General features: G+C 42.6%; 22 protein-coding genes. 9 read left to right on the forward strand and 13 right to left on the reverse strand.

From position 1 onward, the window contains the following. Positions 1-34 precede the first annotated feature (34 nt). The gene (locus L8S15_RS14040; RefSeq protein WP_010440922.1) at positions 35-364 is read right to left on the reverse strand and encodes an STAS domain-containing protein; all 330 of its coding nucleotides are present in this window, start codon (positions 362-364) and stop codon (positions 35-37) included. Between the two features lie 298 nt (positions 365-662). On the opposite strand from L8S15_RS14040, the gene L8S15_RS14045 reads away from it, so the two are divergent. Beyond that, a complete protein-coding gene (locus L8S15_RS14045) occupies positions 663-1,505 on the forward strand; it encodes a DNA ligase (protein WP_102286226.1) in 843 nt (280 codons plus the stop codon). Positions 1,506-1,648: 143 nt separating this feature from the next. Here L8S15_RS14045 and L8S15_RS14050 read toward each other — a convergent pair whose 3' ends face one another. Further along, entirely contained in the window at positions 1,649-3,019 is a 1,371-nt protein-coding gene (locus tag L8S15_RS14050) for an MATE family efflux transporter (protein ID WP_010440918.1), read from the reverse strand. Between the two features lie 162 nt (positions 3,020-3,181). On the opposite strand from L8S15_RS14050, the gene L8S15_RS14055 reads away from it, so the two are divergent. Then, on the forward strand, positions 3,182-3,790 hold the full coding sequence (locus L8S15_RS14055; RefSeq protein WP_280573715.1) for a riboflavin synthase subunit alpha: 609 nt from the start codon (positions 3,182-3,184) through the stop codon (positions 3,788-3,790). A gap of 217 nt (positions 3,791-4,007) precedes the next feature. On the opposite strand, the gene L8S15_RS14060 is transcribed toward L8S15_RS14055, so the two are convergent. After that, positions 4,008-4,211 (reverse strand): CPXCG motif-containing cysteine-rich protein, encoded by a 204-nt coding sequence (locus L8S15_RS14060; RefSeq protein WP_280573717.1) that lies wholly within the window; start codon positions 4,209-4,211, stop codon positions 4,008-4,010. Positions 4,212-4,304: 93 nt separating this feature from the next. Next, the gene (locus L8S15_RS14065) at positions 4,305-5,171 is read right to left on the reverse strand and encodes a fructosamine kinase family protein (protein ID WP_010440913.1); all 867 of its coding nucleotides are present in this window, start codon (positions 5,169-5,171) and stop codon (positions 4,305-4,307) included. A gap of 546 nt (positions 5,172-5,717) precedes the next feature. On the opposite strand from L8S15_RS14065, the gene L8S15_RS14070 reads away from it, so the two are divergent. Further along, positions 5,718-6,062 carry a DUF3802 family protein gene (locus L8S15_RS14070; RefSeq protein WP_010440912.1) on the forward strand — a complete coding sequence of 115 codons (345 nt, stop codon included), beginning with the start codon at positions 5,718-5,720 and terminating at the stop codon, positions 6,060-6,062. A 154-nt stretch (positions 6,063-6,216) separates the two neighbouring features. On the opposite strand, the gene L8S15_RS14075 is transcribed toward L8S15_RS14070, so the two are convergent. Continuing rightward, positions 6,217-6,702, reverse strand: coding sequence for an NlpC/P60 family protein (locus L8S15_RS14075; RefSeq protein WP_016768083.1), 486 nt, complete (start codon positions 6,700-6,702; stop codon positions 6,217-6,219). Positions 6,703-6,806: 104 nt separating this feature from the next. Between L8S15_RS14075 and L8S15_RS14080 the strand changes: the two genes are divergently transcribed. Continuing rightward, positions 6,807-8,855: a methyl-accepting chemotaxis protein gene (locus L8S15_RS14080; protein WP_280573721.1), complete on the forward strand. Its 2,049-nt coding sequence runs from the start codon at positions 6,807-6,809 to the stop codon at positions 8,853-8,855. A 156-nt stretch (positions 8,856-9,011) separates the two neighbouring features. Here L8S15_RS14080 and L8S15_RS14085 read toward each other — a convergent pair whose 3' ends face one another. Continuing rightward, positions 9,012-9,821 carry a sterol desaturase family protein gene (locus L8S15_RS14085; protein ID WP_016784874.1) on the reverse strand — a complete coding sequence of 270 codons (810 nt, stop codon included), beginning with the start codon at positions 9,819-9,821 and terminating at the stop codon, positions 9,012-9,014. A gap of 74 nt (positions 9,822-9,895) precedes the next feature. Here L8S15_RS14085 and L8S15_RS14090 point away from each other — a divergent pair, with 74 nt between their 5' ends. Together L8S15_RS14090 and nagK are read left to right on the forward strand one after the other, a co-directional pair. Then, entirely contained in the window at positions 9,896-10,636 is a 741-nt protein-coding gene (locus L8S15_RS14090) for a tRNA-uridine aminocarboxypropyltransferase (protein ID WP_171343986.1), read from the forward strand. A gap of 163 nt (positions 10,637-10,799) precedes the next feature. After that, on the forward strand, positions 10,800-11,708 hold the full coding sequence (gene nagK / locus L8S15_RS14095; protein WP_146493351.1) for an N-acetylglucosamine kinase: 909 nt from the start codon (positions 10,800-10,802) through the stop codon (positions 11,706-11,708). Between the two features lie 136 nt (positions 11,709-11,844). Here nagK and L8S15_RS14100 read toward each other — a convergent pair whose 3' ends face one another. From L8S15_RS14100 to L8S15_RS14125, 6 genes are all read right to left on the reverse strand, one after another. Next, the gene (locus tag L8S15_RS14100; protein ID WP_004733780.1) at positions 11,845-12,111 is read right to left on the reverse strand and encodes a DUF2960 family protein; all 267 of its coding nucleotides are present in this window, start codon (positions 12,109-12,111) and stop codon (positions 11,845-11,847) included. Between the two features lie 251 nt (positions 12,112-12,362). Next, entirely contained in the window at positions 12,363-14,180 is a 1,818-nt protein-coding gene (locus tag L8S15_RS14105; protein WP_280573725.1) for a bifunctional molybdopterin-guanine dinucleotide biosynthesis adaptor protein MobB/molybdopterin molybdotransferase MoeA, read from the reverse strand. Beyond that, complete coding sequence (gene mobA, locus L8S15_RS14110; RefSeq protein WP_010440899.1) at positions 14,180-14,764, reverse strand: molybdenum cofactor guanylyltransferase MobA; 585 nt, start codon at positions 14,762-14,764, stop codon at positions 14,180-14,182. The genes L8S15_RS14105 and mobA overlap by 1 nt, the downstream gene beginning before the upstream one ends. Continuing rightward, positions 14,742-15,461, reverse strand: a complete 720-nt coding sequence (locus L8S15_RS14115; RefSeq protein ID WP_010440897.1) for an energy-coupling factor ABC transporter ATP-binding protein — start codon at positions 15,459-15,461, stop codon at positions 14,742-14,744. The genes mobA and L8S15_RS14115 overlap by 23 nt, the downstream gene beginning before the upstream one ends. Positions 15,462-15,471: 10 nt before the next feature. Continuing rightward, positions 15,472-16,170: an ABC transporter permease gene (locus L8S15_RS14120; RefSeq protein WP_016784878.1), complete on the reverse strand. Its 699-nt coding sequence runs from the start codon at positions 16,168-16,170 to the stop codon at positions 15,472-15,474. A gap of 218 nt (positions 16,171-16,388) precedes the next feature. Next, complete coding sequence (locus tag L8S15_RS14125) at positions 16,389-17,195, reverse strand: substrate-binding domain-containing protein (RefSeq protein WP_016768075.1); 807 nt, start codon at positions 17,193-17,195, stop codon at positions 16,389-16,391. Positions 17,196-17,497: 302 nt separating this feature from the next. Here L8S15_RS14125 and L8S15_RS14130 point away from each other — a divergent pair, with 302 nt between their 5' ends. The 3 genes from L8S15_RS14130 to L8S15_RS14140 all read left to right on the forward strand — a co-directional run bounded on the left by L8S15_RS14130 (position 17,498) and on the right by L8S15_RS14140 (position 22,896). Next, positions 17,498-18,961 carry a sigma-54 dependent transcriptional regulator gene (locus L8S15_RS14130; protein ID WP_016799945.1) on the forward strand — a complete coding sequence of 488 codons (1,464 nt, stop codon included), beginning with the start codon at positions 17,498-17,500 and terminating at the stop codon, positions 18,959-18,961. Then, the gene (locus L8S15_RS14135) at positions 18,951-20,978 is read left to right on the forward strand and encodes a cache domain-containing protein (RefSeq protein WP_102286237.1); all 2,028 of its coding nucleotides are present in this window, start codon (positions 18,951-18,953) and stop codon (positions 20,976-20,978) included. Before L8S15_RS14130 ends, L8S15_RS14135 begins: the two co-directional genes overlap by 11 nt. Before the next feature lie 298 nt (positions 20,979-21,276). Continuing rightward, positions 21,277-22,896 carry a methyl-accepting chemotaxis protein gene (locus L8S15_RS14140; RefSeq protein WP_016791633.1) on the forward strand — a complete coding sequence of 540 codons (1,620 nt, stop codon included), beginning with the start codon at positions 21,277-21,279 and terminating at the stop codon, positions 22,894-22,896. Between the two features lie 143 nt (positions 22,897-23,039). Here L8S15_RS14140 and L8S15_RS14145 read toward each other — a convergent pair whose 3' ends face one another. Continuing rightward, entirely contained in the window at positions 23,040-23,927 is an 888-nt protein-coding gene (locus L8S15_RS14145; protein WP_010440875.1) for a mechanosensitive ion channel domain-containing protein, read from the reverse strand.

A 23,927-nucleotide genomic window follows, 5' to 3' on the forward strand; every position in this document is an offset into this window, starting at 1 on the left:
TATTATTTTTTGTTACTTCTAGCTTAGTGGATCTTCATGAATTAGTAGGATTTTTTGAGTTAACTGGGATCGCGTGACCGATGCGTAATAAATTCATGATTTCAAGTGGTTGGCCTGATACATTTTCTAAGCGCATGTTCCTTTCTCGCTCAGTAAGACGTTTGAACATGTATACAATAGCCCCCACGCCTGATGAATCAAGAAACTGAACTTGGCTGAAATCAACTTCGATTTCTTGGTGACCATCGTTTGAAATAACATCATCAATATCGGTTTGAGCATCTCGGCTACCCGCTGCGTCTAGGTTACCAAAAATTGAAAGAGTCAATGTGGTTGTGTTTAAGTCAATCTTACGTAATTCCATAGCGTTATCTCCTTGAATGTATGAGTTAACAAGAGCACGTAATATGCCAACTTTTATATTGTTTATTTTCAATAGCTTAAATTGGTGTTTGTATTGGTTATCATATTGAGAAAGTTAAATTCTCATTCTGAGAACTAAAAATGAGTGGCTTTTTGAGAGCTATAACCAATTAGTTTTGCGAATGAAACGCTAGTCCGAATAAGGTTGATGGTTGAGTCGCATCTTTAATTAAATACCACATACTGAAACTAAGGACCATTTAGGATATAGCGTACTTGGGATAAAAAGAGAGCAAACAATGAGATTAACGAAATTGGCGATTGCGACCCTTTGGGCTTGTTCATTCACATCTCATTCTTCTTACTTACCACCAGAACACTTGGTTTTAGCCAACAACTACCAGCAAGGCATCGATGTTTCTCAATACTGGACCAGTGAAAAGCTAGATGGTATTCGAGCCTTGTGGGATGGCGAATATCTTTATACTCGCAATGGCAACCGAATTTATGCACCTAATTGGTTTATAGAAAAACTGCCAAAAGTTCAGTTAGAAGGAGAGTTGTGGGCTGGAAGAGGTAATTTTCATATCGTTCAACAAACTGTTTTGGATCATATACCCAGTGATACCGCATGGAGAAAGATTGATCTTATGTTGTTTGATATGCCTGGCGCAGCAGGTGATTATCAGAAACGCTATTACAATATTATTCATTGGGTCAGTGTGATTAATGAGTCCCACGTTGGTTATGTCGAGCATTATCCAATTCATAACGAAGAGACCTTGTTTCACCAATTAGACAATGTGGATGAACGTAATGGTGAAGGTTTGATGCTGCGTAAAATCACCAGTCGCTATCAAGCAGGTCGAAGTAATGATTTGTTGAAATTGAAAAGGCACCACGATGCCGAAGCAACGGTGATTGGCTATAAAGGTGGGACGGGTAAATACAAAGGAATGATGGGTTCGATACTGGTTCATACCGAAGAGGGTGTTGAGTTTTACATAGGAAGCGGGTTTAGCGATAAATTGAGATTGGCGCCGCCAGAGATTGGTAGTCGAATTACCTTTCGATACAACGGATTCACTCAAAATGGCAAGCCCAAATTTGCGCGTTTTGTCAGAGAGAAAAGTGAATATTAAGACATACTCGATATAGTGACCCGACAAATGCTATATCGACTTAAAAATAAATGCCTGTCTACACTTACCTTATAAAAAGAGCCCTGTAAATCAGAGCTCTTTTTATATGCGGTATCGATTCTTGCTGTTTGTTGAGAGCTAAATTAACGAGAACTAAACTCGAGCTGCACGTCATCATCCTGTTTATGCATCCAATGAAGACGCATGCCTAGCATAATAGCGGCTGATGTTAGACCGATAATGAAACCAATCCAAAAGCCGTGAGCGCCCATTGGTTCAACAATCCAATCTGTCATACCTAAAATGTAACCGATCGGTAGGCCAAGTAACCAGTATGCGACGAAAGTAATGTTAAAAATCGATCGCATGTCTTTGTATCCACGAAGAGCGCCCGCAGCTATCACTTGAATTGCATCAGTACATTGATAAACCGCAGCGAAAATAAGCAGCTGCATTGCAATGGTGATTACTGCTGTGTTTTCTGTGTAAAGCAATGATACTTGCTCTCTGAACAACACTGTCAGGGCCGCTGTCATCAATGCAGTCACCAAACCAACGATGATGCCAACATGTGTAGCAATCTTTGCGCCTTCGGTATTGTTTTCACCTAACTTATGACCAACACGAATACTGACAGCAGCGCCTATACTCATTGGAATCATGAATATCAAAGACGAGAAGTTGATCGCAACTTGGTGCGCAGCAACAATCAATGAGCCTAATGGAGCGACCAGAAGCGCAACAACAGCAAACAAGGTCACTTCAAAGAACAGAGCAGCAGCAACAGGAAAGCCGAGTTTGAACAGTCGAATTTGTGCCTTTAACTCTGGTTTATGGAATTGACCAAAGATGTTGATCTTCGCTAGTCGTTTTGAAGTCAGCACATACGCAAACAACAGAGCAAACATTATCCAGTATACGATAGCGGTTGCGACGCCACAGCCAACACCACCAAGAGCCGGTGCGCCAAGCTTACCGTATACAAACATCCAGTTGAGCGGGATATTCAATAACAAACCGATAAAACCAATGACCATCGCGGGTTTCGTTAAAGACATGCCGTCAGTAAAACTTCTCAAAGTTTGAAAAAGTAAGAAGGCTGGTACCGCAAACATGACTGCATACATGTAGCCAATGGTTTTTTTCGCCATTAAGACTTCTATATCCATCAGCTCAAGTATTGCTTGAGTTTGGAACAGTACACCGATGATTGGTAATGAGATAATTAACGCAAGCACTATGCCTTGTTGAATTTCGTATGGAATCTTTGCTTGTCTACCAGAACCGTTAAGTTGAGCAACAACAGGGACCAATGCCATCAGCAAGCCGACACCGAACAAAATCGAAGGCAACCAAATACTCGCAGCAATAGATACTGCGGCCATATCAATCGCACTTACGCCACCTGCCATCACAGTATCGACAAAACCCATTCCGGTTTGTGCCACAGATGCGATCAACACTGGGGTCGCAAGTTTGATTAGATTCAAGGCTTCTTCTTTGTAACGATGCACAAATTACTCCAGATTAGAGATTAAATTAGATTGAAAATGTGGGAATGGACACTCTGAAGAAATCAAAGACGCTGATCATTAAGCTTCCACTGGACGAATCATAAAGAAATGTCACAATAACTGCTATGAAAAACTGTTACTAAAATGCTAAATAGGAATCTTATGTTTACAGGTATCGTTCAAGGTATGGCAACACTGGTTGCGATAAACAAAAAAGAGTCGTTTCAAACCCATACCATTGAGTTGACAGACAAAATGGTAGAGGGCTTAGCGATTGGTGCTTCAGTAGCTCACAATGGCTGTTGTTTAACGGTAACTGAAATTTCAGGAAACCGTGTTGCGTTTGATTTAATGCAAGCAACGTTAAGATTAACTAATCTCGGTCAGTTGAATATTGGGGAAGAAGTAAACGTAGAGCGTGCAGCTAAGTTCGGTGATGAAATTGGTGGCCACAGCATGTCCGGACACATTACGCTAATGGCAAAACTAGTTGAAGTCATCAAAACGGAAAACAACCGTACACTATGGTTTGAAATGCCTGAAGCGTCGATGAAGTACGTGCTAAGTAAAGGCTACATTGGTGTTGATGGATGTTCACTGACTATTGGTGAAGTCGAAGACAACCGTTTCTCTGTGCATCTCATTCCAGAAACATTGAATCGAACTTTGTTTGGAGGACGTGAAGTCGGAGATGAGGTCAATATTGAATTCGACCCTCAAACACAAGCGATCGTCGATACCGTTGAACGTGTTATGGCGAACAAAAAGTAGCCTGAACCGTTAGCTTTAGGCTGGCTTGCACGTTTAACTATGATGGTTAAACGAATAAAAGTTGAAGCTGGCGGCTGAATAACTAGTGAAAATCACAAGCTGTATCATTCGATGGCTTAAACAATAAAAAGAGCACTTGATGTGCTCTTTTTAGCTTTGTTGTTGCTAGTATGACTTTAGGTATGTGGCAACAGTCATACTTGTTAGCAAACCTTTTTTAGAAAACCTGTTCGTCATCGGCATCAATCGATAGGTTTATCCTATCTCTAACTTCGTCGACCTGCATGTCCAAGTGAATGGCGTTGCAGCAAGCGGGGCAGTCATCGTAAAAATCCTGACTGCCATTGGAGGCGTCGAGCGTTATGCTGATTGCATGCCCGCAATGAGGGCAGGACATGTGTTTTTCTGTGTATTTATGCATGGCAAGTTCTCCTCACTGTAACTGATACTAACCTAAGTCGCTTATATCGATCGTGATAGCTTGAATCGTTTTGGCCAACCACCATGATTGGTACTAAACGGCTTGAATCTTCTGAATACATGCTTCGGTTTGCGCTAAATATTCGCCGCCAAATTGATTGCAGTGATTGAGAAGATGGTACAAGTTATAAATGTCTTTTCGATCAGTATAGCCAACGTCCAAAGGCATGACGCTTTGATAGCCTTCATAAAACTCTTGAGGGAACCCATGAAACAATTCTGTTAATGCAATATCACATTCATGGTCACCCCAATAACATGCAGGGTCGTAACAGATAGGGCCAAACGCTGAATTAGCCACGTTACCATTCCAAAGATCGCCATGAAGTAGTGAAGGGGGTGGGTTACGGCTCGCTAGTCGCATATTCACCATGTCGACTATATCGTCAATGTCGCCAAATTCGATGCCTTTTTCTTTCAACAGCTGAAGTTGGAAACCAATACGTTGTTCAGAGAAAAAACGTCCCCATTTTTTATGCCACGGATTAGGTTGAAGAGTAATGCCTATGTAATTGTCTTGATCGCAACCGAACTCTTTTTGCTCTCCCCATTGATGAAGTCGGGCAAGCTGTACACCAAAATCAAAGCTGTTATTGCCAGTTTCAAGCGGCTTAGTTGGCAAGTAATTCAGGATAATGAACGAGCACTCCTTAGTCTTACCAATAAGCACAAGCTCAGGTACATAAACGGTGGAGGTATCTCTTAATAAGCGCAGGTTCTCAGCTTCTATTTCAAATTTAGGTAGAAACTCTCGTTGATTTACCTTAACAAAATAACGCTCATTGCCGTCGCTAATCATATAGCAATCGTTAATGTCACCACCAGAAACCTTAGTACGTTCAGTGATCTGAAAGTTGAATAAAAGTGTATCTGAAAGCTGTTGAGAAATGGCCTGCCACATAGGAAATCCTCAAAGAACGGTTGGTTAGAAATACGGTTTGTTGATTAACAATAGTTTAGGATAAAACTGAGCGATTTATAGACGCACTAGTCAATGTTCTTAATTCTAAGCCTTCTTATGATGAATGAATTGGCTAATCTGTGAACTCAAGCTAATTCAATACCATTGATAACTCGATAAAAAATGACAAATGGTAGCCATATGCACTTTGGAATAAACCTCACAGTTGACGTTCAATGTTAGGCTACTAACTAGAAAAGTGCGCATGGGTTGTTATTGTTTACGCTTAAATTTTAGTAGGTACTCATGCTAGGGTAAGTCATGGATAGCAAAACTTATGTTCTTGCGTATTTAAAAATGTTGAAAGCTATTGCTAAGTCGAACTTTCTGGCTTTATTTGTATATTGATTCAATTTTGAGCTTAAATGCTAACAGGGATCATTTAAATACGACTTTTGATAATAAAATGATGACAAATGACTTCATTTACATAGTATTAGCTTAATACGTATTAATCTGCTCTAGAGCTTAAAACGGAGATTTATTGTGGTTGTAGAAACCGATGGCTATTTGGCTTTAATCGAGCACTTATCGTTCAATTTGGATGTATTTACCAACAGTAATGGTGATACAGGAAATGAAAGTGTAGAAGACATTGTTACTGACATGATTTCAACCAACATCATGGCTATCTTTGAACAAAATCCTGAACTGCACTCTAGCGTGCGCTTTCAATTGTTGAAAGAAGCAGATGCCGTAGTCGCTGATTTAGGTGAAGTGCTTGCGGGCGTTTGGGCAAAGAAAGCAACTAACGAGCAGATTGTGTTCCTAGACGAATACATCGCCTTAGTTAAAAACTTATTTGATACTGCTGTCGCTAAATACGATTAACCGTCAGAGCTTATTTCTTTAAGCATTAGAAGTTTTAAGCACCAGTATTTTGAACGACTCTATTTGAAGCACTAATATTTTAAGCGTTAGTGCTTCTTACGTACATCTATTCACCGGGTCGTAAGCGTTATCAAAGAGGCGAAAGACTGACGCGTTATATGCGCCTAAAGTGCCAAAACTTCGAAGCCCAATAAGGGTTATCCAACCTTGAGATAATCACACCTTTAGATGTCGATGCATGTAAGAACTGTTTGTTTCCCAGATAAACACCTACATGTCGTACTTTTGGTGAGGTTTTGAAAAATACTAAGTCACCACTTATTGCTTGCTCATACGCAATTTCTACACCTTGTTTACTCTGATCTTTGGTTGTGCGCGGCAAAGCCTGTTGCGTTGCATTCTGAACAGCGATTTGAACGAAAGCCGAACAATCTATTCCTCGAAATGAAGTGCCGCCAAAATGATAAGGGACACCTTTCCATTGCTCGTACACGCTCAAATACGCATTTGCGGTAGCTTGCTCTGATTTCGATAAGGGTTTTGACGGTACTTTATTGTAACTAAAAGGCGGTGGCGTAGAGCTACAAGCAGTCAATGTTACTAAAGTTATTGTAACTGCAAGCATTTTTCTGATTTTCATATGTAACTCTTCTGACAAAAAACTGAAATAAAAACGTCATCAACGACTTCTAGTATACGGAACAACTTAAGGATATCTCTTTTCGTAGTCAAACTGGATTTCACATGCCCGACACAAATTTATCAATAAAACCTTCACGTTATACATTCTCGCTCATTCAAACCGTCACTGCTGTATTTATTTCGATTCTTTTGCTCGTCACCTTTTTATCGATGGTCAGTATTCGAGGTGTAGAGCGGGTTGGAGGGCATTTTGATACGTTGTCTGAACAAGCATTGCCCCTAGCACTAAACAACGCTCAGTTGACGCAGAGCGTATTAGAACAAGTAAAACTCCTTACCTACAGCACGCAATCAACCGATTTAGACACACTCAACACGACACGATCAGCAATTGAGCAATTAGCTGCAGAGAGCAATCAAACGCTAGACGAACTTCTTTTTATTTCTCAATCCTTCCCCGATGCGATTTCTCTAGAGCAAAAGCAAAGCCTGATTGATGATATGGCTCAGCTACAACATATGACCAACAGCGTGTTATTGGCTCAGATTGATATTCAAGGTAAACAAAACCTCATTGATAGCCAAATAGGAGGGTTTCGCTACGGTGTTAGTTCTATTGGGCCTGAAATGAATCGTATTAGCTCTTTTTTAGTTCAGAATAACCCCGAAGCACATGATGCCGCTAACCGATTCACGGCAAGTGCTTCGGCAATGGCGAACACATTCTTAATGCTGTTGATGCAATCTGACTTAGACAAAGCGGAAGATGAATTTCGAGAGTTAAGAAATCGCATTGCAGGAATAAACTTAGCGTACGACGATTTTTCAGAATGGCATCCAGATATTGTTGAGTTTGCCAGCCTGACTGCACCTTATGACATGGTGAAAGAAGGATTCACAGAAGAAGGGGTGATCAAACAGATCCTCTGGAAATTAGAGTTAGCTGAAAAACAAAAACAGAATTTAGCTGAAGTCATTACCTTAGCGAACAAGGTTATCGGCACACTGAATCAATTATCATCGACGGCTTCACACTTGATTGATGCAAGTGAGTTGATTGTAAACCAAACCATCACTAACATTGACAGGGTGTTATTCACTAGCGGTTTAGTGATCGCTGTGATCATTATTATTTCGTGGCTTGTGCTACGTCATTGGGTCAACAAAGGCTTAAAAAACATTACCCAGCAGCTGAATTTACTCGCCGAACATGACTTTTCTAAACAAAGCGAATTAGTAGGGCCATTAGAGCTGCAGGTTATCGCATCACAGTTAAATACCGTCGTAGATTCCACCGCCGACTCAGTTCGCTTGGTCACTCGAAACTGTGAAACACTTTATCAAACAGCAGAAGTTAGTCACGATGCTGCAGAGCAGACGAATTCAAGCTTAAACGAGCAGAATGAATCTCTGCAAAACATGATCACAACGATTACTCAACTTGAAGCTTCTATAGGCGAAATTGCACGTATCTCGAATGCATCGAACGATGACGCTCAATTAGCGGAAGATGAATCGGTCACCGGAAGTCAGGTGGTTGGCTTGAATCAACAGCGTCTTCAGGCATTAGAGCACTCGTTAAGCTTGAACGAAGAATCGATGGCAGATCTAGACGGGCGAGTAAAACAAATTCGTGAAATGGTTGATATGATCAGTGGCATTGCTGAAAACACCAACTTATTAGCCCTTAATGCTGCGATTGAAGCTGCACGTGCCGGAGAACAGGGCCGTGGCTTTGCAGTGGTTGCAGATGAAGTAAGAAAACTGGCGAGCGGTACATCCCAGCAAACCACCAATATTCGCAGCATGATGAATGAGCTGGTGGCTGCAGCTGATCGATCTCGTATGTCAGTCAGCGAGTCTCGAAGCGAAATGGCTAATGCATTGAAAACCAGTGGTGATGTAAAACAAGCTTTTGAGAAAATCGACGTAGCAGTCAGCCAGATAAAAGGTAGAGTTGAGCAAATCATGGTCGCAACCGAACAGCAAGCTCGCGCTACTGTTGATGTAACCCATTCCATTACACGCGTGTCAGAGCAGGGCGAAAACACTAAGCTACAGCTAGAGTCTATGATTGAAAGCTCAGAGCAAGTTGCTGACATTGCAGGGCACCAACAAGCGATGCTTCATAAGTACGTATTAAGTAGATAACCAGTTAGAAAAGATTTCTCTGAATAACAAGCCAGCGTCTCGATACCAAGAGCAAGGCGCTTAAACTCATTATTAGCGCGGAATGACTAATAAATGGTTTGAGCGCCTGCTTTTTTTGGGCCTTATATTGAAAGATGGCATGTAGAAAACAAACCGCTACTTTGATTTTCTTGAATGTGGGTAATGGACAAATGGTTGACGCAGCATGAAATCCAATCTCTGTTCTTTGCCATCTTGTATCTCAGGCACGCCAATGTGGACGTGATCGTGTCCAAGCATAGGCTGGGCACGATAAGTCTTAAACCAGATATCCCAAACCGATAAAAAGAAGCCAAAATTAGAATGGGTTTCTTTCACAATGACCGAGTGATGAACACGATGCATGTCTGGTGTCACAATCACTTTTCTCAATCGCTTATCAATCCAAAGTGGTAGACGTGCATTACTGTGGTTAAACATCGCGCTCGCGTTAAGCACAATTTCAAATATCACCACGGCAATCACTGGAACCCCAAGGGTGATCACTAAACTCACTTTGATAAGCATAGAAAGCATCATCTCAATTGGATGAAATCGTGTACCTGTTGTGACATCAATATCTAGGTCGGCATGATGCACTCGATGTAATCTCCAAAGCCAAGACACACGATGAAACACCAAGTGTTGCAGGTAAATGGCGCAATCCAACAGCAATACACAGATCAGTACAACGAGTTCTTTAGGAAGTGACAGGGTATTAAATAAACCCCATTGATTGTCTTGTGCAATGACAGCCGCTTGGAATGCAGCAATAGGAATAAGTGTGGCTAGCAGAAAACTGTTGAGTGCAACCAACGCAAAGTTGTTCCCCCAACGGAACCACTTATTTTGAGTTAGCGTTTTGCGTGGAAAACGGTACTCCCAAATCGCACATAATCCAAAAACGACAATAAAACAAACAAGGCGAAGCAGTGATGGGTCTTGCATGGGAATTCCTTCTATCATTCTACGGTCACTGTAAGTACAATCGTGCAACTTTTCTAGATCTATCGTTATTATCCATGAGAATCCACGCTTTTCACCGTTTATATCAACACCGCTTGTCTATTGCTACTAAGCCGTTTAACGCGCGCGGGTGCAAAGTCGTGCGATGCGAATACTGCAAAATAAAACAAGACAGCTGCATCTGCGAGCATCAACCGAATATAGATACGAATGTCGCTACGATGTTGATCTTGTCAGACAACGAAATCTTGAAGCCAAGCAATACAGGCCGATTGATTGTTGATACGGTCAAAGACAGCTATGCCTACCTTTGGCACCGTACTGAGCCGAATCAAGAGATGCTTGATGTTCTAAAGGATGATAAATATCAACCCATTGTTGTATTCCCTGAAGGCTACACCGATGACAAAACGCGAGTAGTTCAAGATTTACCACAAATGCGCGATCCTAATAAAACACTTCTTCTTATCTTCATCGATGGTAGTTGGCGTGAAGCGAGACGCATCTTCCGCCGTTCAGAGTATCTGCAAGATTTACCTGTGTTGTCGATTGAGCCTGAATCGGTTTCTCAATACATGATGAGAAAGTCAGATAACGAACAACACCTCTCAACGGCAGAAGTCGCCAGCTTAGTTTTAAAGCAAGCTGGAGAAGAAGAGGGCGCGAAGACTTTACAACTTTGGTTTGAAGTATTTCGTGAAAGCTACATGTTAAGTAAGACGCGTTATAAGTCAGATCCGACTAAACCTAGCTTGAATGCTTTCATAGAACACAGCAAAAATGAGAAGTCACTCTAACCTTTAACCGCTATGTGCTGACTTGTTGTTCAAACAGACTCGAACACAAGATAAGTTTGTTATCTATCACGGTTTGTAGGGGGAGTGTTATGGATAATGCTCCTTAGTTGTTTATTTACAAAATTTTATTTGCCCGAATTTAGGGAAGAATTGGAGAGATTTCATGTATTACGGCTTCGATGTTGGCGGCACAAAAATTGAGTTTGGTGCATTCAACGAGAAACTTGAGCGAGTGGCAACAGAGCGTGTACCGACGCCAACCGATAACTATCAATTATTACTTGATACGATTGCTGGTTTAGTAAAAAAGTACGATAACGAACTGTCTTGCGAAGGCAAAATTGGCCTTGGCCTTCCTGGCATGGAAAACGCAGACGATGGCACTATGCTTGTTGTTAACGTACCTGCATCAACAGGTAAGCCGCTACGTACAGATCTAGAAGCGCTTATCGGTCGTAGTGTGAAAATCGAAAATGATGCGAACTGTTTTGCGCTTTCAGAAGCATGGGATGACGAACTTAAAGATGAACCTTCAGTTGCCGGCCTGATTCTTGGTACTGGTTTCGGTGGCGGTTTAGTCTTCGACGGTAAGGTATTCTCCGGTCGTAACCACGTGGCAGGTGAGCTAGGCCATATGCGCCTTCCTATCGACGCATGGTTCCACCTTGGCGACAACGCACCGCTACTAGGTTGTGGATGTGGCAAGAAAGGTTGTCTAGACAGCTACCTATCTGGTCGTGGCTTTGAGCTGATTTATGATCACTATTTTGGTGAGAAGAAAAAAGCAGTTGAAATCATTCAAGCTTACAACGAAGGTGAAGCAAAAGCTGTTGAGCACGTAGATCGTTTCATGGAGTTATTGGCTATCTGTTTTGCAAACCTATTCACAGCGCTTGACCCGCATGTTGTTGCGCTTGGTGGTGGCTTGTCTAACTTTGAGCTTATCTACGAAGAGATGCCAAAACGTATTCCTAAATACTTGTTGCCTGTGGCGAAATGTCCGAAAATCATCAAAGCAAAACACGGTGATTCAGGTGGCGTTCGTGGTGCTGCATTCCTTAACATTAAGTAATCTCAACTTAACGTTAAGCGATTAAAAACTATAAATAAAAATGCCGCAATCTCGAAAGAGGTTGCGGCATTTTTTATGATTTAGTGTTTTTGTTGCTAGAAGCTAGAAGCAGCAAAGAAACAAGCTCCAAGAGGACTTACTTCTTCTTTTTGCCAACACCAAGGTTATCTTTTTGCTTCAACGTAAGCTTGGTAAAGCCAAGCTTACGGAAATAGTTATCTTGGTAGTTACGAACAGCTTTAGTATCAGAAATAAACTCAAGCTGTTGCTCAGTTTTTAGATACTCAGTGATGTCGATACCTTCAGCTGCCGCTACAGCTTCTTGAATCGTGCGGTGTTCTTGTTTAGAAAACAGTAACTCTTTGTCTTCGTCTTTATAAGTGTACAGAATGGTACGAGCCATGATGCTCTCCAATAGAATTATTACTTTGCGCGCACTCTACATAAAAACCGTACGTGGCTCAAGGCAATGGTAAGAAATCTTAAGATTATCGCTTATCGCGATCTAAGCTTTTTGTCTGTCAGGAAACGAACAGGTTGTCTTTCACGAAACGAATAAACAGAAAGCCCCTTAGTATCGAACGATCAATATAGGGGCTTCGTCTATCTTTTAGTAAAGTCTGCTAATTCAAATTTAAGCTAATGAGCTTTAAATTAAACACGACCCTGCAGTGGAATAATCGTGACTGTCTCACCAACTTTCACTGTATCAACCGCTGGCGAGATTTCGATTAAGCAGTTCGCTTCGCTCATAGAGCGCAGAATGCCTGAACCTTGTTTGCCAGTAGTTTTCACTTCAAGCACACCAAATTCACTCATCGAGAACACACCACGGCTGAACTCAGTACGACCTTGGCGTGAACGTAATTGCTCAGTCGCTACCGCGTTTGCTTTCACTGGTGTCCAGTTGGTTTGTCCTTGCAGTTTACGGATTGCAGGTTCAACGAAATTAATAAACGACACCATTACCGCGACAGGGTTGCCCGGTAAACCGAAGAATGGTTTGTTTTCAATCTTACCGTAAGCAAGAGGGCGACCTGGACGCATATTGATACGCCAGAAGTTAATTTCACCTAGTTTGTCTAGCGCGAGTTTAATGTAGTCGGCATCACCAACTGAAACACCCCCAGACGTTAGTACCATATCAGTTTCCAACGACGCAGCATGAAGCACATCCATCATCTTTTGTTCGTCATCTTCGATGATGCCGTAATCGACAATGTCACAGCCAAGCTTTTGAAGCATGCCGATAATAGTAAAACGGTTTGAATCGTAGATAGAGTTTGGTTTTTGCTCGCTACCGGGCGCTTGAACTTCATCACCCGTCGAGAACACGCCCACTTTTACTTTACGTAGAACAGGACATGTACCAAAACCTAACGACGCCATCATGCCCATTTCTGGTGCTTCGATGCGTGTGCCACGTGTAAAGACGGGTTGGCCGATTTCTAAATCTTCACCCGCCATACGGACATTTTGTCCAACCGAGATTTTAGCACCAGGGAAGCTAACTGTGTAGCCTTCTTGAACGGCTTGCTCACGCATAACAACCACATCAACGCCTTCTGGCATTGGTGCGCCCGTCATGATCTTAACAGCTTCACCCTGTTTAACGGTTTTGTCGTAGCTATGGCCAGCCATAACTTCAGCAACCAGTTGGTAGCTATCCAATTCTAAGTCTTCACTGCGAATCGCGTAGCCGTCCATTGCAGAGTTGATGTTTTGAGGCACATTGATTGGTGAAATAACATCTTCAGCCAATACGCGGCCGTAGCCTTGTAGTAATTCAACACTCTCTGTGAGTTCGAGCGCGTCAATACTATCGACGATCTTTTGTTGGCCTTGCGTAACGCTTAGGCCAGCAGGAGAGAATGAGTCACAGCACACAACAGGTGTATCGTCTTTTGAAGATGAACACGACGCTGTTTTGCTTGTTGTCGATGAAGAATCAAATGACTGAGCATATTCGATGATGAAATCACGAATCGCGTCTAAGTCGCTGATCGCCATTTGTGGCAGTTCGGATTCCACTTGTCTGTCTGCAGCAATGGCAATAATGTTGTCATCATTCGGATATAACCATGGTTTACCTACTTCATCTCGGTGCAATTCAATTTTAGGAAAAGCGATGTTCTTACAGCCTTCAACCAAAATCAGATCAAGTGTGTTGGTATCAAAGCGAGTCAGCAGGTAATCAAAGTCAGCTTCGGCTTCTGGCGTTTCTGTCATCATCACGTGACGGTTACGCGAAGCGATCAGCATTTGATTGGCTCCAGCCTTACGTAAGCGGTAACTGTCTTTACCCGGCTTATCGACATCAAAATCGTGGTGAGCATGTTTTAACACACCAACTTTTAAACCCGATTCAGTCAATAACGGAAGCAGAGCTTCAAGTACCGTTGTTTTTCCTGTACCGCTATAAGCAGCAAAGCCCAATAAAGGAAGGTTAGGGCGTTGTGTTGAATCTTTCATTATTGAAGCGTTCCGAATTGGGTGAGTTCTTCTGGCGTGTTCAGATTAACAAAGCAGTTAGGTGAATCGCTAAAATCGACATATTCCGTGACACACTCTTTGTATAGCAAGATGATCTTACGATCACCACGTTCCAAAAACGCTTCTAGCTTTGGCAGAACACGTTTGTGGAATAGAGTGAATACAGGTTGTTTAAATTCGCCATCATGCGCGACAAGAATGTCACTGTCTTCTTTAACTGCAGAACAAAAACGCTCAACAAGGTCGTCACTGATTTGTGGGCTGTCACAAGGGACAAAGCCGACCCAATCTGTGGTCGCGTTTTGAAGGCCAGCATGAATGCCACCTAAAGGTCCTGGATAGTCAGGAAATGAATCGGAAACAACCGGAGCAAATGCCTGGTAACTGTCTAGGTTGCGATTGGCATTGATAGTAATGCTGACATCTTGCTGTGACAGTTTATTAATTACGTATTGAATAAGCGGAGACCCGTTGAGCTCAACGAGTCCTTTATCTTTCCCGCCCATACGACTGGCCTGTCCGCCAGCCAAAATAACCCAACTAGTTTGCGTGGGAAGCAGCATAAATATTCTCTTGTGCTCTGTTTTTTTGAATAATTTGCAGAAGCGGTGATTCAGTCAAAGTGTTGTCTTTAATCCACCATTGCTTCTTACATAAATCGGTTAACGCGTTGGTTTGATGGCTAGTAATGACCAAACTTGCGCCTCTCTGAAGAAGATCTTCAGCCATAATCACCAATCTTTCAATAGATTCTTTATCTAAAGAGGCACTTGGTTCATCCATAAGCAAGATTGAGGGCTTTAGAATCCAAGCGCGCGCCATGGCAACGCGTTGACGTTCACCACCAGACAGCACAGAGATGTGCTCGTCTGCTAAGGTTTCCAAACCTACCATTCTCAGCGCGTTAATTATTTGAGCTCGCTTATCTTTTTGGCTCTCTTTATTAAAGCGAATACCATAAGCGACATTTTGGTACACCGAACCATCAAAAAGATAAGGGGTTTGGTGTAAATAGATGATGTCCTTGAACTTCAGTCTCGGGAATAAAATCTGCTGCCAACTTTGGGTAGGAGATTGAATGCGTCCAGAGCTAGGTTGGATAAGTCCTGACAAGATTTTAAGTAGGGTCGTTTTACCAACGCCATTATCACCTTTAAGATAAATGGCATCATTAGGGCCAATCGACAATTCGGGAATATGGAACAAAACACGCTCTTTGTAGCGCATTGAGATTTGCTGCGTTGTTATTTTTATACTCATGACAGCGTTCCTAAGTTCTTAAATAGCCTTTTCCTCTCACACTAGAGAGAAAAAAGTTAAGGGCTAATGCCAGTGCAAGTAAAACCATACCCAGCGCGACACCTTGTGCGAAAGCGCCTTTATGACTCTCCATGGCAATAGCCGTTGGGATATTTCTTGTCATCCCCATAATGTTGCCACCAACCATCATCGAACAGCCCACTTCAGTGACGATGCGAGAAAATGCAGCGATGGTGGCAGCCATTAAAGGAAAGCGAGTTTCCCAAATTAAAGTACATGCCACTCGAGTGGTTGATACTCCCAGGGTACGTGCAGTTTCAACCGCGCGACGGTCACTGGCTTGCAGCGCACCATGCATCATTGCGACAAGGATCGGGAAACAGATCAGCATCTGACCTAAGATCATCGCCTGTTGCGTGAATAGCAGTTGCCAATCGCCCAAAGGGCCAGAGCGCGATAGCATCATGTACATCAGCAAGCCGATTACGACAGTCGGAATAGCTTGTAAGGTGTTAATCACGGAAAGCAGCGCCCACTTCCCGGGAAACTCTGTGTACGCTAATAAAAAAGCCATGATGATTGCAGGTACGATCACCAGTGAAATGGCGGACAAAGACACGCTGAAAGATACCGCGACGATTTTCCACAATTCGTAGTCAAAGCTCACTAGTAAATTTAATGCATCAAGCGTTGTTTGCCATAAGGTCATGATGTATCTCGTTTCGATCGACAATAAGTCTTAGTAGGTATGACTGATTTAATCATAGCTGACTGAATTTGCTTGAGGCTTAATTGGTCAGCTATCGTATCTTAAAGTGGTCTTTTGCAAGAGTCGTTGTTAACAAAAGCTAACAGCTTTTACCAAGTAACTTTCATGAACATTATTTCTTCATTAATGTCACTTGGTAAAGGATAGTGCTTTGTTGACTACTCTGCGCTAGCAACAAACAACTGCTTACCGTGAAGCTTAAAGTCGTTGATTAGCTTTTGACCTTTCGGGTTCACCAACCAATCACTGAATACTTTCGCTGCTTGGTAGTTGATGCTTGGGTAACGTTCTGGGTTCACCAAAATAACTTGGTAAGGGTTGAAAAGGTTTTTGTCGCCTTGGAACAACACTTTAAGATCAAGTTTGTTTTGGTAAGCCAACCAAGTTCCGCGGTCTGTCATGGTATAACCTTGCATCTCTGATGCCATGTTTAGGGTAGGCCCCATACCTTGACCAACGCTGCGATAACCACCGAAGTTGGGTTCCATTTTAGTTTGAGCCCAAATACCCATCTCTTTTTTGTGAGTACCTGAATCGTCGCCACGAGAAACAAAAGTAACGTTGTTTTCTGCAATGGCTTTGAATACTTCAGCGACGTTTTCTTGAGACGCAACCTTAGCAGGATCCGTTTGAGGGCCAACGATAACAAAATCGTTGTACATCAGCTTGCGAGGTAGAACACCGTAGCCTTTTTCAACGAAGTTCGCTTCGGCCTTAGGAGCGTGCGTCATCACAAGATCAACATCACCATTTTCGCCCATGCGAAGTGATTTGCCTGTACCTGCAGCGAGTACGTCGACTTTGATACCAGAATCCTTTTCAAATTCAGGTAATAAGTAATCGAGCAAACCAGAATGATAAGTACTTGTCGTGGTTGCAAGTTTGATATGAGTGGTGTCTTCTGCGCTGCTAGCCGTGTAACTGACGATAGATAGAGCTGCAAGGGTTAAGGGAATTGCTTTCATTATTATTATGTCCATTCTGTTATAAATGAATGACATGCCTTCAGTATAAAGGGCTCAAAGAAGGTCATGTACATAAGATGCTAATTGTTGTAATTAGAAATCATCACCTTACAAGCAAGCTTGATGCCAATAAATCATGCATCAGATCTCATTAAATTACTGTTATTTCGGACTAAGTTGCGCCATTTGACGCGAAAAATTGAACCAAAACATGAGCTAGGACAAAATGTCGCATATTGCCCCTGTAGCACAAAAGGTTAATTGGTACACTCTGTCCCAACTTTCACTGTGGGCTTATCAATATGTCTTTACCTAGTTCAACTGCATCTAATCTCAACCCAAACACATTGACTCAATATCAAGCATTTTCTGTCTTGGTGGTCGACGATGAAATTGGCATGCAGGCCATTTTGAAAAAAGCACTAGGTAAGTTCTTTGGTAAGGTCTCAAGTGCGGGTTCTGTAGAAGAGGCTGAGGTCCTCCGTTGCAATGAGCATTTTGATCTGATCGTTCTCGATATTAATCTTCCAGGTCGTTCTGGTATTGAGTGGGAAGAAGCCTTTAATGATGCAGATAAGCGTGCAGATGTCATTTTCATGACTGGTTACGCCGATCTAGAGATGACCATATCAGCGCTTAAGCTTGGCGCTTCTGATTTCATTCTAAAGCCGTTCAATTTGGAGCAGATGATACAAGCCGTACTTCGCTGCATGGATAAGCGCTTAGACCAACGAATGCAATATGCGCTAAAGCGAGATGTTAGCCGTCATATTAAAACCGAATTGATCGGTAATTCAGACAAAACCAAACAGCTTAAACAACTTATTAGTCAGTTTGCGCCATCAAGAGCCTCAGTGCTTATCGAAGGTGAATCCGGAACAGGTAAGGAACTGGTCGCGCGTGGTGTACATGAAGCCAGCAAACGTACGGGGCCATTTGTACCGATTAACTGCGGCGCGATTGCACCAGAGCTTTTAGAAAGTGAGTTGTTTGGTCATACATCAGGTGCATTTACTGGCGCGAAAAAAAATAGAGAGGGTCTCTTTAGAGTCGCAAGTGGTGGCACACTGTTCCTTGACGAAATAGGTGAGATGCCATTACCAATGCAAGCAGCTTTATTACGAGTTTTAGAGCAACGTACGATTCGTCCTGTCGGCAGCGAGAAAGAGATCGCCGTCGACGTTCGAATTGTCGCTGCGACCAACCGAAACTTACAGGATGAGGTCGACAAAGGACATTTTCGCCGTGATCTCTTCTATCGACTCAATGTACTTAAGATAGATGTTGTTCCTCTTAGAGAACGTCCATCTGATTTGATTGAGCTTGTTCCGTACTTTACACGTTTATTATCAAGTGAACTTGGTATGCCTGTCCCTAATTGGGCGCATGAAGATATCTTGGCAATGAACGAGTACGAATGGCCGGGGAATATCCGTGAGCTTAAAAACTTAGTCGAACGATGCATTCTATTAGACAAGCCACCAGCTCACTATTGGCGTGAGATTAACGGTGATCCAGCACCAACGAGTATATCAGTGACGGTGTCACATGGGTCTGAAGTGCCTAACTTGGAAAACTATGACGCGGCAGAAGGGTATCCAAACAGTTGGACACTCAAAGAAGTGGAAAAAGCACATATTGAGCAACTAGTGAGTTTTCACGATGGCAACAAATCTGCTGCAGCGAGAGATCTCGGTGTTGCACGAAAAACGTTAGAACGTAAGTACAAAGATTGGAACACAGAAGGTTCTGAATATGCCGATTAGACGTCTTTGGTGGTCTAAGTGGACGTTCCGTTTCAAAACAATGGTACGTTATCGCTTATTGTTCCTGACATCCGCTCCGATTATCTTAACGCTCTGCGCATTGGTTGCCATTACCTTGTATTGGTCGGTTCATTATACGTGGCAGGGCGCGTTAATTGATGTCGATGAGCGTTTGGATGTCGCAGACAACAGTATTCATTTGATTCAAAGCCAACAAGCTTATAATGTTCAAGCGTTTGCTGAGTCTTACAATTTCCGAGTAAAGCTCACCAGTAATGGTTCGAAAGAAGACTTCACTCGCTGGGTGTCAGAGAACAAGAAACGCTATAAGCTCGATTTTCTACGCTGGCGCAGTGTTGAGCAAATGGACAAAAAGCTTGAATACCTTGATCTTACGCACAAAGAGTCCTTTTTTAATGTGCTTACTCAAGATGAACTGAATGAACTCGATCGCAATCTAGCGAAACAAGCCGAAGTACCAATACTCAACGGGCACGATGTCGAAACTCGAGGTTTGGTCAGTCGCACTGTTGTGTCAATTAGAGACAAACATGACCATGTAATTGGTTTTCTTGATGGCGGTATTTTACTCAATAATAGTACCCAATTAGTTGATCAGATCAGCAATCTGATATACCCACAACGCGATGGTTTTAATCGACGTATTGGTACCGTTACTGTATTTCTAGATGATCTTCGCGTTAGCACGAACGTTCCGCTAAGTAGCGAGGACAGTGCAGGACGCGCTATTGGTACTCGCGTCTCCAACGAAGTTCACACAAAAGTGCTCAATGAAGGCAAAGAGTGGCTTGACCGTGCATATGTTTACGATGCGTGGTACATCACCGCTTACCAGCCGATCCATGACCAATTCGACAACGTCATTGGCATGCTTTACACCGGTTATCTAATTTGGCCTCTCATACAAACTTATTTAACTAATCTCGGTGAAATAAGCATTACCATTGTATTGCTATTGCTAGCTTCGGGTTTGATCGTCCATCGTGGCGCGCGTGATCTTTTCAACCCAATTGAACGCATTCATAAAGTCGTCAAGCTTGTCCAAATGGGGCAAGACAAGCGAATTGGTACGCTAGGATTGGATGATCAACACGAACTGACACTGCTCGCTAAACAGTTTGACAAGATGTTGGATCTTCTACACGAGCGTAATCAAGAGATTCAACAAGCGGCGTCAGAATTGGAATGCAAAGTTCATTCTCGTACCGCGAGTTTGAAAGAGAAAACTGAAGAGCTTGAGCTTCACATTCAACTACTCAACCAAGCGAGAGATAAGCTGGTGGTCAATGAAAAGTTGGCAGCACTAGGCGAGTTAACCGCAGGAATTGCGCACGAGATTAATAACCCAACAGCCGTGATTTTAGGCAACGTAGAGTTGATGAAGTTTGAACTAGGAGATGACATTGGTCGAGTCAACGAAGAAGTCCAAGCTATCATGGAACAAATCGATCGAATTCGAAACATCACACGAAGCCTGCTTCAATACAGCCGACATGGCGGTGTTCAAGACGAAGTCACATGGCAACATATCAACCCGATAGTAGATGAGAGCATCACATTAGTGAAAACGGGCGCTAAGAAGAAAGGTATTGTTTATGTCTCTAACCTTAGTGCAAAAACATCTGTTGAAGTTAATCGAAATCAACTGCTACAGATCCTCGTGAACTTACAAATGAACGCGATTCATGCCATGGATGGGCAAGGTACATTGACGATTTCAAGTGAAGATTGGGTTGAAAATGGTGTGTCTCATGGCGCTATCGTTCATGTTAAAGATGAAGGCTGTGGTATTAAGGAAGAACAACTAAAACGTATTTTCTCGCCTTTTTATACCACCAAACGCGACGGTACAGGCTTAGGCTTATCAGTCTCTCAAAGTATCTTGAGTCAGACTGGTGGTGAAATCCGAGTTGAATCTGAGGTAGGCAAGGGAAGTTGCTTTAGTATCTACCTTCAACAAAAAGCAAAACCGCAATTGCTGGTGTCCAACCTCTAAACTAAATACCTGATCGAACCGTTACTTACGCTTAGATTCGATCCTCCGTTAGAGGTTACCTAATTAGACCTCTAACGTTCCTGGGCTTCTCTCTTTTTTCTGCCCAGGCACGCAAATCACGTCCTACTAATCTATCACAAGCCAAATCTCAACCTCTGCCTGTTTGACGAGTGCCTCTTTTTGATTATGTAACACAGTGTATATTCTTCAGTCTTGATGCATATCATCTGAACTGTATGAAATTTTGATACCTTGATCGAAAATTCATAATCAAAACAAATAATAAAGTCAGTCAGCTATGAAATTAAGTAACCTTTCTATCAAATCAAAACTCGTATCCATTGTCATCTTATCGGTTGTTCTCTTGGTAATGACGTCTACTTTTAATCTAATACAGCAGCGCGCGAGCTCCATGGAGGAACGGCAAGATAAGCTAAGTGCTCAAGTTGAAACTGCAGTCAGTTTGGCGAGCTACTATTACAGCCAACGTAACGTGCTTGGCGAAGCAGTCGCAAAAGAACAGGCTCTACGCGCAATCGAGACACTTCGCTATGACAGCACCAACTATTTCTGGATCTTAAATCAGCAGCTCAACATTATTAGCCACCCATTAAAGCCCGAACTGAACGATACGAATGCGGGCAACTTAAAAGATGGTGCGGGTAAACATCACTGGCGCGAAATGGTCACCATTTCTCGTTCTCCTGCGGAAAAAGGCTTTCTCGATTATCAATGGATGAGCCCTCAAGGTGAACTCAAAGACAAGATTTCATATGTACAATTATTTCCTGAATGGAACTGGGTGGTTGGCTCTGGAATATTAGTCGCAGACATACAAGAGGCATTTTACGCATTAGCAATCAAAGAAGGGCTGGTTGCCGTGGTGTTCTCAGTCCTTTTGTTTGCGATGGGTTATGCGATTTCCAATAATATTCTTGTACCACTCGACAAGCTTATCGGTAACACTCATAAAATTGCCGATGGCGATCTTCGTGTCCGCATGAACATGATGCGAAAAGATGAACTCGGCGATATGAGCCATCAGATCGATACCATGTTAGATAAACTTCAAAGTACGTTGCGAACCGCGAATGAGTCTGCCGACTTATCCAGCAATATGGCGAGCCACATAGCTCAAGCGAGTGAAGAAGCCGCAACCAGTGTTAACTCTCAACATGCACAACTTGAGTTATTGTCTACCGCGATGACAGAAATGAGTGCGACCATTTCTGATGTTGCCGTAAATGCCGAAAACACAGCAGAGAGCACCAATAAAGTGGTGGATCATGCGAATCAAAACGACCAAAACATGCAGGTGACCTCCAAAACGATATCTCAAGTTTCAGAAAACATTTCGACAGCGAATGACCTTGTGAGAGACCTACAATCCGGTGTGACTGAGATAAGCCAAGTGGTGAGTGTGATACGTGATGTATCCGAACAAACCAACTTATTGGCGCTAAATGCTGCGATTGAAGCGGCACGTGCTGGTGAGCAAGGAAGAGGGTTTGCAGTGGTTGCAGATGAAGTTCGTAACCTTGCGAGTCGTACTCAAAATTCAACCAACGAAGTCCAACACACAATAGAGAAACTCACTCAGCAAGCAGAACGAACCTACAAAGCGATGCAAAGCAGTAATGAGAAGGTCGATCATAGTGTCGTCGCTTCCAATGACACGCGCCAACAACTTGATGTGATTGTTACTGAATTACATAACGCGAACGACATGGTGGCACAGATTGCTGCAGCCTCGGAGCAGCAGAGTGCGGTAGCAACAGAAATGAGTGAAAGTGTCACTGGCATTCATTTAGCCGCGAATGAAGTTCTACAAGCATCACAATCACTGGCAGAAGACAGTCAGAAAATGGCTAACACCACAGAGTACCTAACAGAACAGTTGAAATACTTTAAGGTATAAACCCAACAACTCTTACTCTTAGTCTTTCCGCACATAGAAACCTCATAAAAAAACACCTCCGCACTTGAGATAAGTTAGGAGGTGTTTTTGTTTATCGATAACGAGAAGGTTAATTCACTCTCCAAGCGTTAAACCGACTTCGATTAATGCGCAGCCACTGAAATTTTCGGAGGGTTGATATTGTGCTTTCTGAACTCCTTCATTACACGCAAAGTAATGTCGGTTTCAAACAACTTCTCATATGCGGTGTCCACTACGTAAGCTTTACAAGTTAGTTGTATCGCTAAGTAGTTATCCGTAATCGTCTGTTTTACTAAAACCGTGACCGGCTTAGGTAAATGAATATAGCGACTTGAAGAAGCCGCTTCTTGGATTAAGTCACGGGCTAGAGTGATGTCTTCATTCATTCCGACGTAAAACGGAATCACCACCTGCATATCCAACGCACCATAGTTACCACTGGTAGTGACTTCATTTAAGAACTTGTTGTTTGGAATTGTGATGATGTCATCATTCAAAGTTCTCATGCGCACAGAACGCAAACCAATCGTAATTATGTCGCCGTAATTACCTTCAAACGTGACGCGATCACCAACTTGAAAGGGTCTATCGATCATCACCGTGATACCCGCGATAAATGATGCTGCCAAGTCTTTAAGCGCAAAGCCTACTGAAACAGCAAGAGTACCCCCAATCAAAGCCAGTATTTGGTCGTTAATTCTAAAACTCATCATGAACACGATAAGACCCGTGCTTACGTAGATAAAGAACTGAGTAAACGACTGCAGTTTTTGTAGCAACATTCTATATTGCACAAACTGGCTACCAAAGCTGGTCACCAACGAATTGATGAACTTAAGCAACAGCCACATTGCTGCAATAACGATCATGGAGAAGAACACACCGCTCCATCGTACCAAGCTTGCAATCTTAGAGATGTTCTCTACGTTGGCTAACTCTTCCGTTGCATAGGTCGGAAAACTCACGGTAGTCGCTAAGCCAACAAGTAATAGGACAAATAACTTCTTCAT

The sequence above is a fragment of the Vibrio sp. S/42/10 genome (assembly GCF_029890535.1).
Classification (GTDB): domain Bacteria; phylum Pseudomonadota; class Gammaproteobacteria; order Enterobacterales; family Vibrionaceae; genus Vibrio; species Vibrio cyclitrophicus.